Below are 13,869 nucleotides of genomic sequence, written 5' to 3'. Positions count from 1 at the left end.
GACCTGGTCGGAGGCGTGTGTTCCAGAGGAAGCCGCGGAGGCTAGTTCTTCTGGATCTGGTCGAAGCTGAGCTCGACCGGGGTCTCGCGGCCGAAGATCTCGACGAGACCCTTGACCTTCTTCGAGTCGGCGTTGATCTCGTTGATCGTCGCCTGAAGCGTCGCGAACGGACCGTCGGTGACGGTGACCGAGTCGCCCACCTCGAAGTCCAGGACCTGGACCTCGACCTTGCGGGACGGAGCAGGCTTGCCCTCGGCCTCAGCGGCCTCGCGGGCGGCCTTCTCCTCGGCCTCCGGGGCGAGCATCTTGACGATCTCGTCCAGGGTCAGCGGGTACGGGTCGTAGGCGTTGCCCACGAAGCCGGTGACGCCGGGGGTGTTGCGGACGACGCCCCAGGACTCGTTCGTCAGGTCCATGCGCACCAGGACGTATCCGGGGAGCTTGTTCTGACGGATGGTCTTGCGCTCGCCGTTCTTGATCTGCGCGACCTCTTCCTGCGGCACCTCGGCCTGGAAGATGAAGTCCTCGACGTTCAGCGAGACGGCGCGCTGCTCGAGGTTGGTCTTCACGCGGTTCTCGTAACCGGCGTAGGTGTGGATGACGTACCACTCGCCGGGCAGGGTGCGCAGCTCGTCGCGCAGGGCCACGATCGGGTCGACCGGCTCGGCCTCCTCCTCGTCCTCCGCGGACTCGGCGGCCTCTTCGGTCTCGTCCTCTGCGGCGGTCTCGACGTCCTCGTCGGCGTCCGCGGACTCGGCGCCGGGCTCGACGTGCAGGGCCGACTCTTCGGCGGGTACGTCCGCGGCGGCGTCAGCAGCCTCGGCCTGGTCCGGGTCCTCGGCGTCCGCTGCCTCGACGATGTCGAGCTGGTCCTCCACGGACTCCGCGGAGTCCACGCGCGGCTCAACGGCGTCGTTCAGGTTCGGGTCAGACACGGTGGCTGCTTCTTCCTGGATACAGAGGGGTGGAACGCGCGAAACGGGCGCCGGGTACGGCGCCCTTCGCTCTCGGCTGTGCCATCGGCTCAGCCGAAGACGTACTTGACGGCCTGGTTGAACCCATAGTCAATCACGGTCACCAGACCGATCATGATGACGACGAAGACAATCACCACGGTGGTGTACGTCGTGAGCTGACTGCGAGTCGGCCAGACGACCTTGCGGAGTTCCGCGACGATCTGGCGGTAGAAGAGCGCGAGACGGCCGAAGGGGCCCTTCTTGCCGCGCTTGCCGCCCTTGCGGGCCTTCTTCTTGGACTCCGGCGCCTCGTCCTGGGCATCAGGCATGTCGATGGAGCCCACGGCGTCCGTCACTCGTCCTCACCTGATTCCGGGTCGTGGCCGTGCCGCGCCCGGTATGAGCCGCACGGCGGTGCAATGCAGTACGTACATGCGCACACATCCGAGAGGAGTGTGTAGCAGGGCCGGAGGGACTTGAACCCCCAACCGCTGGTTTTGGAGACCAGTGCTCTACCAATTGAGCTACGACCCTTTGATTTCCCCCAACCTACCGCATCCGCCCGGCTGCACAGAGTGCGAGGAGAGGGTGCGGCCGGTGAGGGCCAACGAGCAGTGAGTGTACGTGTTCTGCGGCGCCCCGTCGAACAGAAACAGATCCGGTGGCCCCGACAAACACCGAAACCCGCGTGCCGGGGGTCTTTCAGGTCTGGAACGATGGGGCGATGAGCGCTTCCACTTCTCCCACCGAGCGCCGGGTCTCCGCCCGCATCGGCGCGATCTCCGAGTCCGCGACCCTCGCCGTCGACGCCAAGGCGAAGGCCCTCAAGGCCGCCGGGCGGCCGGTGATCGGTTTCGGCGCGGGTGAGCCCGATTTCCCGACGCCCGACTACATCGTCGAAGCCGCCGTCGAGGCCTGCAAGAACCCGAAGTACCACCGCTACACCCCGGCCGGCGGGCTCCCCGAGCTCAAGGCCGCGATCGCCGCGAAGACGCTGCGCGACTCCGGGTACGAGGTCGAGACCTCGCAGATCCTGGTGACGAACGGCGGCAAGCAGGCCATCTACCAGGCGTTTGCCGCGATCCTCGACCCGGGCGACGAGGTCATCGTCCCGGCTCCCTACTGGACGACGTACCCGGAGTCGATCCGTCTCGCGGGCGGTGTGCCGGTCGAGGTCGTCGCCGACGAGACCACGGGCTACCGCGTGTCGGTGGAGCAGCTGGAGGCCGCTCGCACGGAGCGCACGAAGGTCGTCCTCTTCGTGTCGCCGTCCAACCCGACGGGTGCCGTGTACAGCGAGGCCGACGCCGAGGCGATCGGCCGCTGGGCCGTCGAGCACGGCCTGTGGGTGATGACCGACGAGATCTACGAACACCTCGTCTACGGAGACGCGAAGTTCACCTCGCTCCCCGCGATCCTGCCCGAGCTGCGCGACAAGTGCATCGTGGTCAACGGCGTGGCCAAGACGTACGCGATGACCGGCTGGCGCGTCGGGTGGATCATCGGCCCGAAGGACGTCGTGAAGGCCGCGACGAACCTCCAGTCGCACGCCACGTCGAACGTCTCCAATGTCGCGCAGGTCGCCGCCATCGCGGCCGTCTCCGGCGATCTGACCGCCGTCGAGAAGATGCGCGAGGCCTTCGACCGGCGCCGCAAGACCATCGTGCGGATGCTGAACGAGATCGACGGCGTGCTCTGCCCCGAGCCGGAGGGCGCCTTCTACGCCTACCCCTCGGTGAAGGCCCTCATCGGCAAGGAGATCCGCGGCAAGCGCCCGCAGAACTCGGTCGAGCTCGCCGCGCTGATCCTGGAGGAGGCCGAGGTCGCGGTCGTCCCTGGTGAGGCCTTCGGGACGCCGGGTTACCTGCGCCTTTCGTACGCCCTGGGTGACGAGGACCTCGTCGAGGGCGTCTCGCGGGTGCAGAAGCTGCTTGCCGAAGCTCGCGACTGACTTACTCACCTGCCGTTTTCGGTAGGTCCACGCGCGCGTGCGGGCCGTCTCCCCCTCTCCGGGGAGGCGGCCCGTTTCTTCGTTCGGGCATGTGCACGATGTGGGGAAGTGGCTTCCGGGAGGCCGTCCACGTACGGCAAGATCCTCCAATGGAGCGTGTACGTGACGTAAGAGAGCTGCCGAAGGCCCATCTGCATCTGCACTTCACCGGGTCGATGCGGCCCACGACTCTGCTGGAACTCGCCGACAAGTACGGCGTGCGGCTGCCCCCGGCGCTGACCGGCGGTGAGCCTCCGCAGCTGCGGGCGACCGACGAGCGCGGGTGGTTCCGTTTCCAGCGGCTCTACGACATGGCGCGGTCCTGTCTGCGGGAGCCCGAGGACATCCAGCGCCTGGTGCGGGAGGCCGCGGAGGAGGATCTGCGGGACGGCTCGGGGTGGCTGGAGATCCAGGTGGACCCGACGTCGTACGCCCCTCGGCTCGGCGGGCTCATCCCGGCCCTGGAAATCATCCTGGACGCCGTCGAGAGCGCCTCGCGGGACACCGGCCTCGGGATACGCGTGCTCGTCGCCGCGAACCGCATGAAGCACCCGCTGGACGCCCGCACGCTGGCCCGGCTCGCCGTGCGGTACGCCGATCGCGGCATCGTCGGCTTCGGGCTCTCCAACGACGAACGCCGGGGATTCGCACGGGACTTCGACCGGGCCTTCTCGATCGCGCGGGACGGCGGCCTGCTCGCGGCGCCGCACGGCGGTGAGCTCAGCGGGCCCTCCTCGGTGCGGGACTGCCTCGACGACCTGCACGCGGGGCGGATCGGGCACGGGGTGCGGGCCGCCGAGGACCCCCGGCTCCTGAAGCGGCTCGCCGACCGGGGCGTGACCTGCGAGGTGTGCCCCGCGTCGAACGTGGCCCTCGGCGTCTACGAGAAGCCCGAGGACGTGCCGCTGCGGACCTTGTACGACGCCGGGGTGCCGATGGCCCTCGGGGCCGACGATCCGCTGCTCTTCGGGTCACGGCTGGCCGCGCAGTACGAGATCGCGCGCAGGCACCACGACTTCGACGACAGCGACCTGGCCGAACTCGCCCGGCAGTCGGTGCGCGGCTCGGCCGCCCCCGTCGACGTACAGGCGAAGCTGCTGTCCGGGATCGAGGAGTGGCTCAGCGCCTGATGCCCGCAAGGAGCGTGCGGGCAAGGGCGGCGGCGAACTCGTCGACGGGCTGCGGGGGCTGCTTGCCGACCGTGGAGTCGTAGGCGAAGGCACGCTGGGCGCAGGCCCCCAGGAGGAGCGAGGCGGCGGCGAAGGTGTCGGCGTCGGGGGCGATCCGGCCTGCGTCGCGTTCGGCGCGGAGGTAGGTGTCGAGGGCCTCGATGGGTACGTGCGGGCCCGTGCCCATCTCCTGCATGGAGTCTTCGTGGCGGCGCTTGAGCTTGGTCTCGGCGTAGAGGGACGCGGCGATCGGGAAGCTCTGGGCGTAGAAGTGGCAGGCCAGGCGGGCGATCTCGGCGAGGTTGTCCGCCACGGAGCGCTCCCCCGGGTCTTCGGCGAGGCGGCGCAGGAGCGGGCCGAGGCGCGGCAGCCGCTCCTGGAGTACGGCCACGAAGAGCTCCTCCTTGCTCGCGAAGTGCTTGTAGAGCGCGGCTTCGGAGCAGCCCGCCGCTTTGGCGATCTCCTTGGTGGTGGCACGGGCGAGGCCGATGGTGAGCATGAGGTCGTGCGCCGCGTCGAGGATGCGGGCCCGGGTGGGCTTCTGTTGCATGTGCCGTCCAACCAGCCTTGACGAATGGGTGAGTGAATACTCACCCTAGTGGTGAGTGAATACTTACCCACCTGGGGAGGGTGCGCGATGAAGCTCACGGTGTTCGGTGCCACCGGCGGTATCGGCGGGGAAATCGTCAGGCAGGCGCTCGCGGCGGGCCACGGGGTCACGGCCGTCGTGCGTGACCCCGCACGGCTGAGCGTGGCGGGCGAGGGACTTGAGATCTCCCGGGCCGACCTGGCCGATCCGGAAGAACTGCGGGCGGCGGTGACCGGGCGGGACGCGGTCCTCTCGGGCCTCGGTCCGCGCAAGAAGGCGGACGCGGGCATCGCGGCCCGGCTGACGCGGTCGGTGGTGCGCGCGATGGAGGCCGAGGGGGTGCGCAGGCTCGTGGTGGTGAGCGCGGCGCCGGTCGGGCCGCCGGCCGAGCGTCAGCCCGCTGTCGACCGGATCGTGGGGTCCCTGGTCGGCAGGATCCTCAAGCCCGTGTACGACGATCTGCGGGCCATGGAGGCCGAGCTGGCGAACAGCTCGACGGACTGGACGTCCGTGCGCCCGCCGAGGCTTCAGGACAAGCCGGTGACGGGCGTCTACCGCACGGTCGTCGGGGGCACCCCGGCCAGCGGTCGGTTCATCGGCAGGGCCGATGTGGCGCACGCGATGCTGGCGGCGGTCGACGACCTGTCGACGGTGAAGCAGGGCGTGGGCGTGGCCTACTAGCCCTGCGTGGACATGTCCTGGGGGCTGACGCCCACCGGGTCTCAGAGGCTGACGCCCACCGTCACCGGCTCGTTGACCAGCGTGACCCCGAAGGCGTCCCGTACTCCGGCGACGACCTCACGGGCGAGGGCGAGCAGGTCCTCCGTGGTCGCGCCGCCGCGGTTGGTGAGGGCGAGGGTGTGCTTGGTGGAGATGCGGGCCGGGCCCGTTCCGTAGCCCTTGGTGAAGCCCGCCTTGTCGATGAGCCAGGCCGCGGAGGTCTTCACGCGGCCGTCGTCGGTCGGGAAGGCGGGCGGTGCCGTGTCCGGGCCCAGGCGGTCCGCCACGCGCGCGTGGAAGGCCGCGAACTCCTCCTCCGTGAGGATCGGGTTGGTGAAGAAGGACCCGGCCGACCAGCTGTCGTGGTCCTCGGGGTCGAGCACCATGCCCTTGCCCGCGCGCAGCTTCAGGACGGTCTCGCGGGCGACGGCGGCCGGGACCCGGTCTCCGGCGGCGACACCGAGGGTGCGTGCCGTCTCCGGGTACTTGAGGGGGGCGCTCATTCCCTGGGCGTCCTCAAGGGCGAAGCGGACACGCAGCACCACGAAGCGGTCGGGTTCGGCCTTGAAGCGGCTGTGGCGGTACGAGAAGGCGCACTCGGCGTTCGTGACGGCGACCGTCTCGTGCGTCTTCCTGTCGTACGCGATCACTTCGGTGATGGTCGACGAGACCTCCTGGCCGTACGCCCCCACGTTCTGGATCGGCGTCGCTCCCGCGGAGCCGGGGATTCCGGCGAGGCACTCGATGCCCGCGAGACCGGCCTCCACCACGCGGGCCACCGCGTCGGTCCACACCTCGCCGGCCGCCAGTTCAAGCTTCGTTCCGTCGAGTTCGAAGCCCTTCGTGGCGATGCGCAGCGCGGTGCCGTCGAAGCCCTTGTCTCCGATGACGAGGTTCGAGCCGCCGCCGATGATCAGCAGCGGGGTCCCGGAGTCGTCGGCTTCGCGGACGGCGGCGATCACCTCGGCGTCGGTCGTCGCGGTGATCAGACGGGCCGCGGGACCGCCGAGCCGGAAGGTGGTCAGCGGGGCGAGGGGGGCATCGTGGAGTTCCTGCACGTGCTCAAGAGTACGGTCCGTGGCCCCGCCGCTCGGGCGGGGCCACGGACCGTGGGGTGAGAGGGGTGCGGCCGGTTCAGACAACGGCGGGCGCAGGCGCCTCGGTCTCGGTCTCGGTCTCGGTTGCAGTCTCGGTCTCGGTTGCAGTCTCGGCGGCAACAGTGACCTCGGCCGGTACGGCGGCGGCCGGCTGCCCGGCGGCCGTCAGCACCTTGCGGCCCTTGTGCCCCTCGCGCCCCGGAAGCAGCGCGGCGGCGACCGCGCCCACGCCGACCACGGCGGCGCCGACCCACAGGGCGGGTGCGAGGCCGTCCACGAAGTACTGGGCGGGCCCGTATCCGCCCTGCGCGGAGAAGACCGAGGCGAGGATCGCGATGCCGAGTGCGCCGCCGACCTCCCGCAGGGCGTTGTTGGCGCCGGACGCGATGCCCTGCTCGGACGGGCGGACGCTGGACATCACCAGGTTCGCGGCGGGGGCGAAGTACAGGGCCATGCCGACCCCGCTGATGATCAGGGCGGGCAGCTGGGCGGCGTACGACACATCCGGTTCGACGACGGCCGCGAACCAGGCGAGGCCGATGGCCTGGAGCGCGAGGCCCGCGGTCACCACGGGGCGGCCGCCGATCTTGTCCGAGAGGTAGCCCGCGATGGGCGCGACGATCATCGGCATACCGGTCCAGGGGAGCATCCGCAGACCCGCCTCGGTGGGCGAGTAGCCGACGACGATCTGCAGGAACTGGCTGAGCAGGAAGATCGAGCCGAACATTCCGACGAACATCAGCAGGCTCGCGGCGTTGATCGCCGCGAATGCCCGGTTACGGAAGAGCCGCATCGGCAGCATCGGGTTCTTGGCACGGAGTCCGTGGCGCACGAAGAGGGCCAGGAGCGCACCGCCGCCGATCAGACCGGTGAGGACGGTCGCGCTGGTCCAGCCGTCGATGTTGCCGCGGATCAGGCCGTACACGATGCCGAAGAGGCCGCCGCTGGCCAGCAGCGTTCCGGTGATGTCGAGCGGTGCGCCCGTGCCGTACGACTCGGAGAGGCGCAGCCGGGCGAGCGGCAGAAGCGCGAGGCCGAGCGGGACGTTCAGCCAGAAGATCCACTGCCAGGACACGTGTTCGGTGAGGCTGCCTCCGATGAGCGGTCCGCTGGCGACCGCGAGGCCGTTGACCGCGCCCCAAATCCCGTACATCATCCCGCGCTTGGCCGCCGGGACAGCCGCCGTGAGCAGGGTCAGCGTCAGCGGCATCATGATCGCGGCGCCGACGCCCTGGACCGCGCGGGCGGCGACCAGTGCCTCGATGCCGGGTGCGAGGGCCGCGGCGGCGGAGGCTCCGGTGAAGATCGTGAGGCCGGTGATGAAGAGCTTGCGGCGTCCGAAGCGGTCGCCGAGGGCCGCGCCGAACATCAGCAGCACGGCGAAGGTGAGGGTGTAGGCGCTCACCGTCCATTCGAGGTCGTGCAGCGCTCCCCCGAAGTCCTCGCGGATGGCGGGCAGGGCCGTGGTGACGACGAGGTTGTCGAGTGCCGCCATGAATCCGGCGACGCTGGTGATGGCGAGGGCCCAGCCTGCTCCCCCGCGCCGTGCTGTCTGCTGTGACATTGCTTCCCCTGTGGTTAGTTATTGATGACTAACTTCTGTGGGCGCAAAAAAACGCACCCCCCATGACACACGCGACTCACTGCTTACTTCTTGGGCTGCGCCGATTCATAGAAGCCGGTCCACACCCGGTGATCGGCCCGGAACCCCATCGACACCAGGACATTGACCAGCATCCCGTACGCGAGAAACTGCGTCGTCTCGTCGACCTCCGCACCCAGCGCGAGGTGGGCCGTGTCGTACATCTCCATCCAGCCGGCCCGCAGCGCCTCGCCGAACTCCCGGTCACCGGACGCCTCCGCGGAGGCGATGGCGACGTACGTCTGCATCTGCATGAGCAGCATGTCCGGGTCGTCGGCGATGAGCCCCTGATAGGCCTTGCCCATGGCGTGCAGGGCATCCTGGCCCGTCAGGCCCTCGGACGCCTTCCTGAAGACCTCCTTGACCTCTTCGAGGCAGCGCTTGGACGCGGCGAGGAAGATGGCTTCCTTCCCCGGGAAGAGACGGAAGAGATACGGCTGCGAGACGCCCACCCGCTTGGCGATCACCTCGGTGGAGGTGCCGTTGAAGCCGCCGCGGGCGAACTCGATCATCGCCGCGCGGATGACGCTCTCGCGTCGCTCTTCTGCGCTCATCCTGACCATGCAAGTAAGTTAGTGGCCAATCACTACCTACGTCAAGGGCCTGCGACCGCCCGGTATTTCGGCCGACAGGAAGGCCGACAGGTAGGGCCGACAGGTAGGGCCGACAGGTAGGGCCGACAGGTAAGCGGCACCCGTCCATGACGGGTGCCCCTTACGGCACTGCCCCTTACCGCTTGACGCGGTACCGAAGATCAAGCGAGCTGGACCACGGCGCGGGACATGCCGAGCACCTTCTGGTCGCCGCTCTTGGCCACCAGATCCACCCGGACCCGGTTGTCGTCGAGCTTCTGGGCGACCTTGGCGCTGACCTCGATCAGCGCGCCCTTGTCGTCGTTCGGGACCACGACGGGCTTGGTGAAGCGCACGCCGTACTCGACGACGGCAGCCGGGTCGCCCGTCCAGTCCGTTACCACGCGGATCGCCTCGGCCATGGTGAACATGCCGTGCGCGATGACGTCGGGCAGGCCGACCTCGACCGCGAACTTCTCGTTCCAGTGGATCGGGTTGAAGTCACCGGAAGCGCCCGCGTACCGCACGAGTGTGGCTCGGGTCACCGGGAAGCTCTGGGCCGTCAGCTCGGTGCCGACCTCGACGCTGTCGTACGAAATCTTGGCGGTCATCGACTCACGCTCCCTCTGCCGCGGGGTCCGCCGCACGCGCGACGAGCTTGGTCCAGGCGGTCACGACGTGCTCGCCGGCCTCGTCGTGGACCTCGCCGCGGATGTCCAGGATGTCGTTGCCCGCCAGCGACTTGATGGCCTCGATGGTCGAGGTGACCGTGAGCCGGTCCCCCGCGCGCACCGGGCGGGTGTACGCGAACTTCTGGTCCCCGTGCACGACGCGGCTGTAGTCGAGCCCCAGCTGCGGGTCCTCGACGACCTGGCCGGCGGCCTTGAACGAGATGGCGAACACAAAGGTCGGCGGGGCGATCACATCGGGGTGCCCGTACGCCTTGGCGGCCTCCGCGTCGGTGTACGCGGGATTGGTGTCGCCGACCGCCTCGGCGAACTCACGGATCTTCTCCCGGCCGACCTCATAGGGGTCGGTGGGCGGGTAGGACCGCCCCACGAAGGACTGGTCGAGCGCCATGAACTCCGTACCTCCTGAAGGTATGGGTGAACGACGCGAGGCCGCCCCCGAAGACGGGGACGGCCTCGTGTACGAGCCTGTGTCTAGCGCGTTTCGCGGTGCGCAGTGTGCGCGTTGCAGCGCGGGCAGTGCTTCTTCATCTCAAGACGGTCCGGGTCGTTACGCCGGTTCTTCTTGGTGATGTAGTTCCGCTCCTTGCACTCCACGCAGGCCAGCGTGATCTTCGGGCGGACGTCTGTGGCAGCCACGTGAGTGCTCCTTGACGGACGGATGGACGGATGAACGCAAAAAAATAGTAGCCGATCGAAGGTCCGACCCCACAATCGGCTACCAATTAGTAGCGGTGACCGGACTTGAACCGGTGACACAGCGATTATGAGCCGCTTGCTCTACCGACTGAGCTACACCGCTGCGATGCCGGATCCCCCGCCCGGAGGTGAGGATCAACCGACATCAGAGCCCCAATGCGGAATCGAACCGCAGACCTTCTCCTTACCATGGAGACGCTCTACCGACTGAGCTATTGGGGCGAGCGATGAAGACATTACACGGTCGGTCGCCGATCGCCCAAATCCGTTTCGCCGGGGCTGTCCGGGGGCAGTTCGGCACCCGTCCCAGCGGCCTCACCACGTCACTTCGGTGCCTCCCGCCACACCGGTTCGGCCCCTTGGGGTGTGCCGGTTCGACACGACGTGGTCTGCCGGTTCGACACGTCGTGGTCTGCCGGTTCGGCACGTCGTGTTCAGCCGGTAGGCACGTCGTGTTCAGCCGGTAGGCACGTCGTGGTCTGTCGGTTCCGGGCCCGCGCCGCGCCTGTCCGGGATCTCTGCACGGCCCCTCCCCGGCCTCTCCTCGGCCTCTCCGGGGCCTCGCACCACGCCGGTACGACTATTTCGCTCCTCCTCGAAGAGGGCCGGTCACCGTCCTAGGCTCGACCCACTCTGCGTGATCTTGGACGTCGTGATCCCGGGCGCCCCCACCCGGGATGCCTCCGCCCCGGACGACGCCACGTCCCGCAGCCGCCCCCGAACCTCAGGAGCGCGATGCCCGACAGTCAGCCGCAGCAGCCCCACTCCTCCGGCTCTTCCGGCTCCTCCGGCTCCTCGGGCGACGACGCCGACGCCACCTCGCTGCTCCTGTGCGGCGCCCGGCTCACCGACGGCCGGACCGTGGACGTGCGGCTCGGCTCCGGGCGCATCGAAGCGGTCGGCACGGCGGGCAGCCTGACCACCCACACCGCGCGCGTGGACCTCGACGGCTACCTCCTGCTGCCGGCCGCCGCCGAACCGCACGCACACAGCGACACGGCCCTGTCCGCGGACGTGGAGGGGCCGGTCTCGTACGAACTCGCCGACGTCCAGCGCAGGACCACCGAGGCCGCCCTGCTGCAACTCGGGCACGGCGCAACGGCGCTGCGCTCGCACGTGCGGATCGGCGACGTACCGGGGCTCACCTCGATGGAGGCGGTGCTTCAGGCGCGGCGTTCGCTGCGCGGTCTGGTCGACCTGACGGCCGTGGCCGTGCCGCGGCTGCTGACCGGGGCGGCCGGCGCCGACGGCCTCGCGATGCTCAGGGACGCGGTGAAAATGGGCGCCTCCGTAGTGGGCGGCTGCCCCGACCTCGACCCCGATCCCACCGGGTACGTGGAGGCGGTGCTCGAGGTCGCCGCCGAGCACGGCTGCCCCGTCGACCTGCATACGGACGGCAGCGATCCGGCGCGGCTCGGGCGGCTCGCGGCGATGGCGGGCGGGCTGCGGCCGGGGGTGACGATCGGGCCGTGCGGCGGGCTCGGTCGGCTGCCGTCTGACGTGGCCGCGCGGACGGCGGAACAGCTGGCGGCGGCCGGCGTGACGGTGGTGTGCCTGCCGCAGGGCGGGTGCGGAAGCGTGGACCGGCGGGGCGCCGTGGCGCCGGTGCGGCTGCTTCGGGCGGCCGGGGTGCGGGTGGCCGCGGGCAGCGGGGCGATGCGGGACGTGTCGAACCCCGTGGGGCGCGGGGACCCGCTGGAGGCCGCCTATCTGCTGGCCTCGCGGTGCGGGCTGCGCCCCCAGGAGGCGTACGGCGCCGTGAGCGGGGCGGCGCGGGCCGCCATGGGGCTTCCGCAGGTGCGGGTGGAGGCGGGCTTTCCCGCCGAGTTGCTCGCGGTGCGGGGCGACCGTCTCGCGGGGGCGCTCTCGCTCGCGTACAGCCGCATCGTGGTGCACCGGGGGCGCGTGGTGGCACGGACGAGCGCGGTACGGGAGTACTGCGACTCGGCAGCTGCCGTGGCCCTCGACCTGCCGCGGCAGGGCCGCTCGAACGGAGCGGGGCCGGGTCGGGCGAAGGGTGCGGAACCGTCCTGAGGGCGTGCCGGCACTTCCCGGCGTGCCCCCGCGTGCGCGGGGCGATCTTGCGGGAGCTGCCGTACGGTCGGAGGCATGCGCATTGTCATCGCTGGTGGTCATGGTCAGATCGCGCTGCGGCTCGAGCGGTTGCTCGCCGCGCGGGGTGACGAGGTCGTCGGGCTCATCCGCAGAGACGGGCAGGAAGGCGACCTGCGGGCGGCGGGCGCCGAGGCGGCGCTGTGCGACCTGGAGTCGGCATCGGTCGACGAGGTGGCCGGACATCTGGAAGGCGCCGACGCGGCCGTCTTCGCGGCGGGCGCGGGCCCCGGCAGCGGAGCCGACCGCAAGAACACCGTGGACCGTGACGCCGCCGTTCTCTTCGCCGACGCGGCGGAGCGCGCGGGCGTGCGGCGCTACGTCGTCGTGTCGTCGATGGGCGCCGACCCCGCGCACGAGGGCGACGAGATCTTCGACGCCTATCTGCGGGCCAAGGGCGAGGCCGACGCATCCGTACGCGGTCGCGCGTCCCTGGACTGGACGATCCTGCGCCCCGGCATGCTGACGGACGACGCGGGCACCGGTCTCGTACGCCTGGAGGCGTCGACGGGACGCGGGCCGATCCCGCGTGACGACGTGGCCGCGGTGCTCGCGGAACTCGTCGATTCGTCGGCGACGTCGGGCCTGACACTGGAGTTGGTCAGCGGGTCCACGCCGGTTTCGGTGGCGGTCAAGTCGGTCGCGGGCAACTGACGTCCGTACGGGGATGCCGGTTTCCTGTCCTTGCAGGATGTCGGTACAGGATGTCGGCCTCCTGAGGGATGCCACGCGCGCGGGGCGGTGTTTGGCTTGAGTTGCCGCCTGCTTGAGCTGCCGCCTACGTGAGGAACGCCATGTCTGCTTCCCATGTGCCCTCCGCCGTGCCCGCCGCGCAGGAATCCCTGTTGCGGCAGATGTACGCCGTCTTCAGTACCGAAGAGCGCGAGGCGTTCATCCCCCGCTCCCTGGCACCTGACGTGGACTGGCCGAACCTCCTGGACAACACCCGCGCCCGCGGCATCGCGGCGGTACGCGCCTACTGGGCACGGCAGTTCGCGGTGATGCACCCGCTGGTGCACCTGGAGAGGCTGCGGCTCGACGACGACGGGCGGCGGGTCGTGGCGACCGTGCGGCCGGGACTGCGCGACGAGACGGGCGACCACTGGGCACCGACGACGGTCGAGCACGTCTACACGTTCCGCGCCGACGGCCTGGTGAGCCGGATGGACGTACGCCAGCCGTAGCCGCCCCCACGCGCCCCAGGCGCCCTGGAGGGCCGCTGGAGCGCCCTGGAGCGCCTCAGAACAGCGGGAGCTGGCCGGGGAAGTCCGGGACCGCGTAGCCGTCCAGAGCGGGCTGTGCGGCGCCCAGCATGGCCTGCCTGCGCGATCCGGGACAGGAGACGAGATCACCGCTGCCGCGCTGGCCCGGCGGATCGTGGCGCGCAAAACGACCCGCGACGACGGCAATTTCACGACGGCACTCGGGACAGTTCCTGCGGCGCGATGACGTGGAGGGCGCTGACGACGCTGACGACATGGACGACATGATCCCAGCGTACGAAAAGACCCCCTCCGCCTCGCGTTTCCGCAAGACCGGAGAGGGTCTCCTTCGTGTGGCGGCGCCAGGATTCGAACCTGGGAAGGCTGAGCCGGCAGATTTACAGTCGCCTCATGACCGTCGCACTTTGATCC

16 protein-coding genes and 3 tRNA genes are annotated in these 13,869 nt (G+C 69.9%); 6 read left to right on the top strand and 13 right to left on the bottom strand.

Annotation, left to right across the window (positions count from 1 at the left end):
• Positions 1 to 41: 41 nt before the first annotated feature.
• The 3 genes from nusG to ACQKIP_RS04130 all read right to left on the bottom strand — a co-directional run bounded on the left by nusG (position 42) and on the right by ACQKIP_RS04130 (position 1,490).
• The gene (nusG, locus tag ACQKIP_RS04140; protein ID WP_365862745.1) at positions 42 to 935 is read right to left on the bottom strand and encodes a transcription termination/antitermination protein NusG; all 894 of its coding nucleotides are present in this window, start codon (positions 933 to 935) and stop codon (positions 42 to 44) included.
• 89 nt (positions 936 to 1,024) lie between these two features.
• A complete protein-coding gene (gene secE, locus ACQKIP_RS04135; protein WP_190084400.1) occupies positions 1,025 to 1,312 on the bottom strand; it encodes a preprotein translocase subunit SecE in 288 nt (95 codons plus the stop codon).
• Positions 1,313 to 1,417: 105 nt separating this feature from the next.
• Positions 1,418 to 1,490 (bottom strand) — tRNA-Trp (locus ACQKIP_RS04130).
• Positions 1,491 to 1,680: 190 nt separating this feature from the next.
• On the opposite strand from ACQKIP_RS04130, the gene ACQKIP_RS04125 reads away from it, so the two are divergent.
• Complete coding sequence (locus ACQKIP_RS04125; protein WP_365862747.1) at positions 1,681 to 2,907, top strand: pyridoxal phosphate-dependent aminotransferase; 1,227 nt, start codon at positions 1,681 to 1,683, stop codon at positions 2,905 to 2,907.
• Between the two features lie 149 nt (positions 2,908 to 3,056).
• Positions 3,057 to 4,076 carry an adenosine deaminase gene (locus tag ACQKIP_RS04120; RefSeq protein WP_365862749.1) on the top strand — a complete coding sequence of 340 codons (1,020 nt, stop codon included), beginning with the start codon at positions 3,057 to 3,059 and terminating at the stop codon, positions 4,074 to 4,076.
• Here the strand turns inward: ACQKIP_RS04120 and ACQKIP_RS04115 are convergent.
• On the bottom strand, positions 4,066 to 4,665 hold the full coding sequence (locus ACQKIP_RS04115) for a TetR/AcrR family transcriptional regulator (RefSeq protein ID WP_365862750.1): 600 nt from the start codon (positions 4,663 to 4,665) through the stop codon (positions 4,066 to 4,068). The genes ACQKIP_RS04120 and ACQKIP_RS04115 overlap by 11 nt on opposite strands.
• Before the next feature lie 87 nt (positions 4,666 to 4,752).
• Between ACQKIP_RS04115 and ACQKIP_RS04110 the strand changes: the two genes are divergently transcribed.
• Positions 4,753 to 5,385, top strand: a complete 633-nt coding sequence (locus ACQKIP_RS04110) for an NAD(P)-dependent oxidoreductase (protein ID WP_365862752.1) — start codon at positions 4,753 to 4,755, stop codon at positions 5,383 to 5,385.
• A gap of 41 nt (positions 5,386 to 5,426) precedes the next feature.
• Here ACQKIP_RS04110 and ACQKIP_RS04105 read toward each other — a convergent pair whose 3' ends face one another.
• The 8 genes from ACQKIP_RS04105 to ACQKIP_RS04070 form a co-directional block, all read right to left on the bottom strand.
• On the bottom strand, positions 5,427 to 6,611 hold the full coding sequence (locus tag ACQKIP_RS04105) for a UDP-N-acetylmuramate dehydrogenase (RefSeq protein WP_427742121.1): 1,185 nt from the start codon (positions 6,609 to 6,611) through the stop codon (positions 5,427 to 5,429).
• The gene (locus ACQKIP_RS04100) at positions 6,559 to 8,085 is read right to left on the bottom strand and encodes a DHA2 family efflux MFS transporter permease subunit (RefSeq protein WP_365862756.1); all 1,527 of its coding nucleotides are present in this window, start codon (positions 8,083 to 8,085) and stop codon (positions 6,559 to 6,561) included. Before ACQKIP_RS04100 ends, ACQKIP_RS04105 begins: the two co-directional genes overlap by 53 nt.
• 83 nt (positions 8,086 to 8,168) lie before the next feature.
• Positions 8,169 to 8,726 (bottom strand): TetR/AcrR family transcriptional regulator, encoded by a 558-nt coding sequence (locus ACQKIP_RS04095; protein ID WP_365862758.1) that lies wholly within the window; start codon positions 8,724 to 8,726, stop codon positions 8,169 to 8,171.
• Positions 8,727 to 8,917: 191 nt separating this feature from the next.
• Positions 8,918 to 9,346, bottom strand: a complete 429-nt coding sequence (locus ACQKIP_RS04090; protein WP_365862760.1) for a MaoC family dehydratase — start codon at positions 9,344 to 9,346, stop codon at positions 8,918 to 8,920.
• 4 nt (positions 9,347 to 9,350) lie between these two features.
• Complete coding sequence (locus tag ACQKIP_RS04085; RefSeq protein ID WP_365862762.1) at positions 9,351 to 9,815, bottom strand: MaoC family dehydratase N-terminal domain-containing protein; 465 nt, start codon at positions 9,813 to 9,815, stop codon at positions 9,351 to 9,353.
• 83 nt (positions 9,816 to 9,898) lie between these two features.
• Positions 9,899 to 10,063: a 50S ribosomal protein L33 gene (rpmG, locus tag ACQKIP_RS04080; RefSeq protein WP_004571794.1), complete on the bottom strand. Its 165-nt coding sequence runs from the start codon at positions 10,061 to 10,063 to the stop codon at positions 9,899 to 9,901.
• Positions 10,064 to 10,153: 90 nt separating this feature from the next.
• Positions 10,154 to 10,226, bottom strand: a tRNA-Met gene (locus ACQKIP_RS04075).
• Between the two features lie 46 nt (positions 10,227 to 10,272).
• Positions 10,273 to 10,345, bottom strand: a tRNA-Thr gene (locus ACQKIP_RS04070).
• Between the two features lie 513 nt (positions 10,346 to 10,858).
• Here ACQKIP_RS04070 and ACQKIP_RS04065 point away from each other — a divergent pair.
• The 3 genes from ACQKIP_RS04065 to ACQKIP_RS04055 all read left to right on the top strand — a co-directional run bounded on the left by ACQKIP_RS04065 (position 10,859) and on the right by ACQKIP_RS04055 (position 13,419).
• Complete coding sequence (locus ACQKIP_RS04065) at positions 10,859 to 12,157, top strand: amidohydrolase family protein (protein WP_365862764.1); 1,299 nt, start codon at positions 10,859 to 10,861, stop codon at positions 12,155 to 12,157.
• Positions 12,158 to 12,232: 75 nt separating this feature from the next.
• A complete protein-coding gene (locus ACQKIP_RS04060; protein ID WP_365862766.1) occupies positions 12,233 to 12,889 on the top strand; it encodes an SDR family oxidoreductase in 657 nt (218 codons plus the stop codon).
• 140 nt (positions 12,890 to 13,029) lie between these two features.
• The gene (locus ACQKIP_RS04055; protein WP_365862768.1) at positions 13,030 to 13,419 is read left to right on the top strand and encodes a nuclear transport factor 2 family protein; all 390 of its coding nucleotides are present in this window, start codon (positions 13,030 to 13,032) and stop codon (positions 13,417 to 13,419) included.
• Positions 13,420 to 13,474: 55 nt separating this feature from the next.
• Here the strand turns inward: ACQKIP_RS04055 and ACQKIP_RS04050 are convergent, their stop codons facing one another.
• Complete coding sequence (locus ACQKIP_RS04050) at positions 13,475 to 13,714, bottom strand: hypothetical protein (protein WP_365862770.1); 240 nt, start codon at positions 13,712 to 13,714, stop codon at positions 13,475 to 13,477.
• Positions 13,715 to 13,869: the final 155 nt, after the last annotated feature.

This window comes from Streptomyces sp. NPDC059900, from assembly GCF_050270335.1.
Taxonomy (GTDB): Bacteria; Actinomycetota; Actinomycetes; order Streptomycetales; family Streptomycetaceae; genus Streptomyces.
This window is presented reverse-complemented; position numbering and strand designations above follow the sequence as displayed.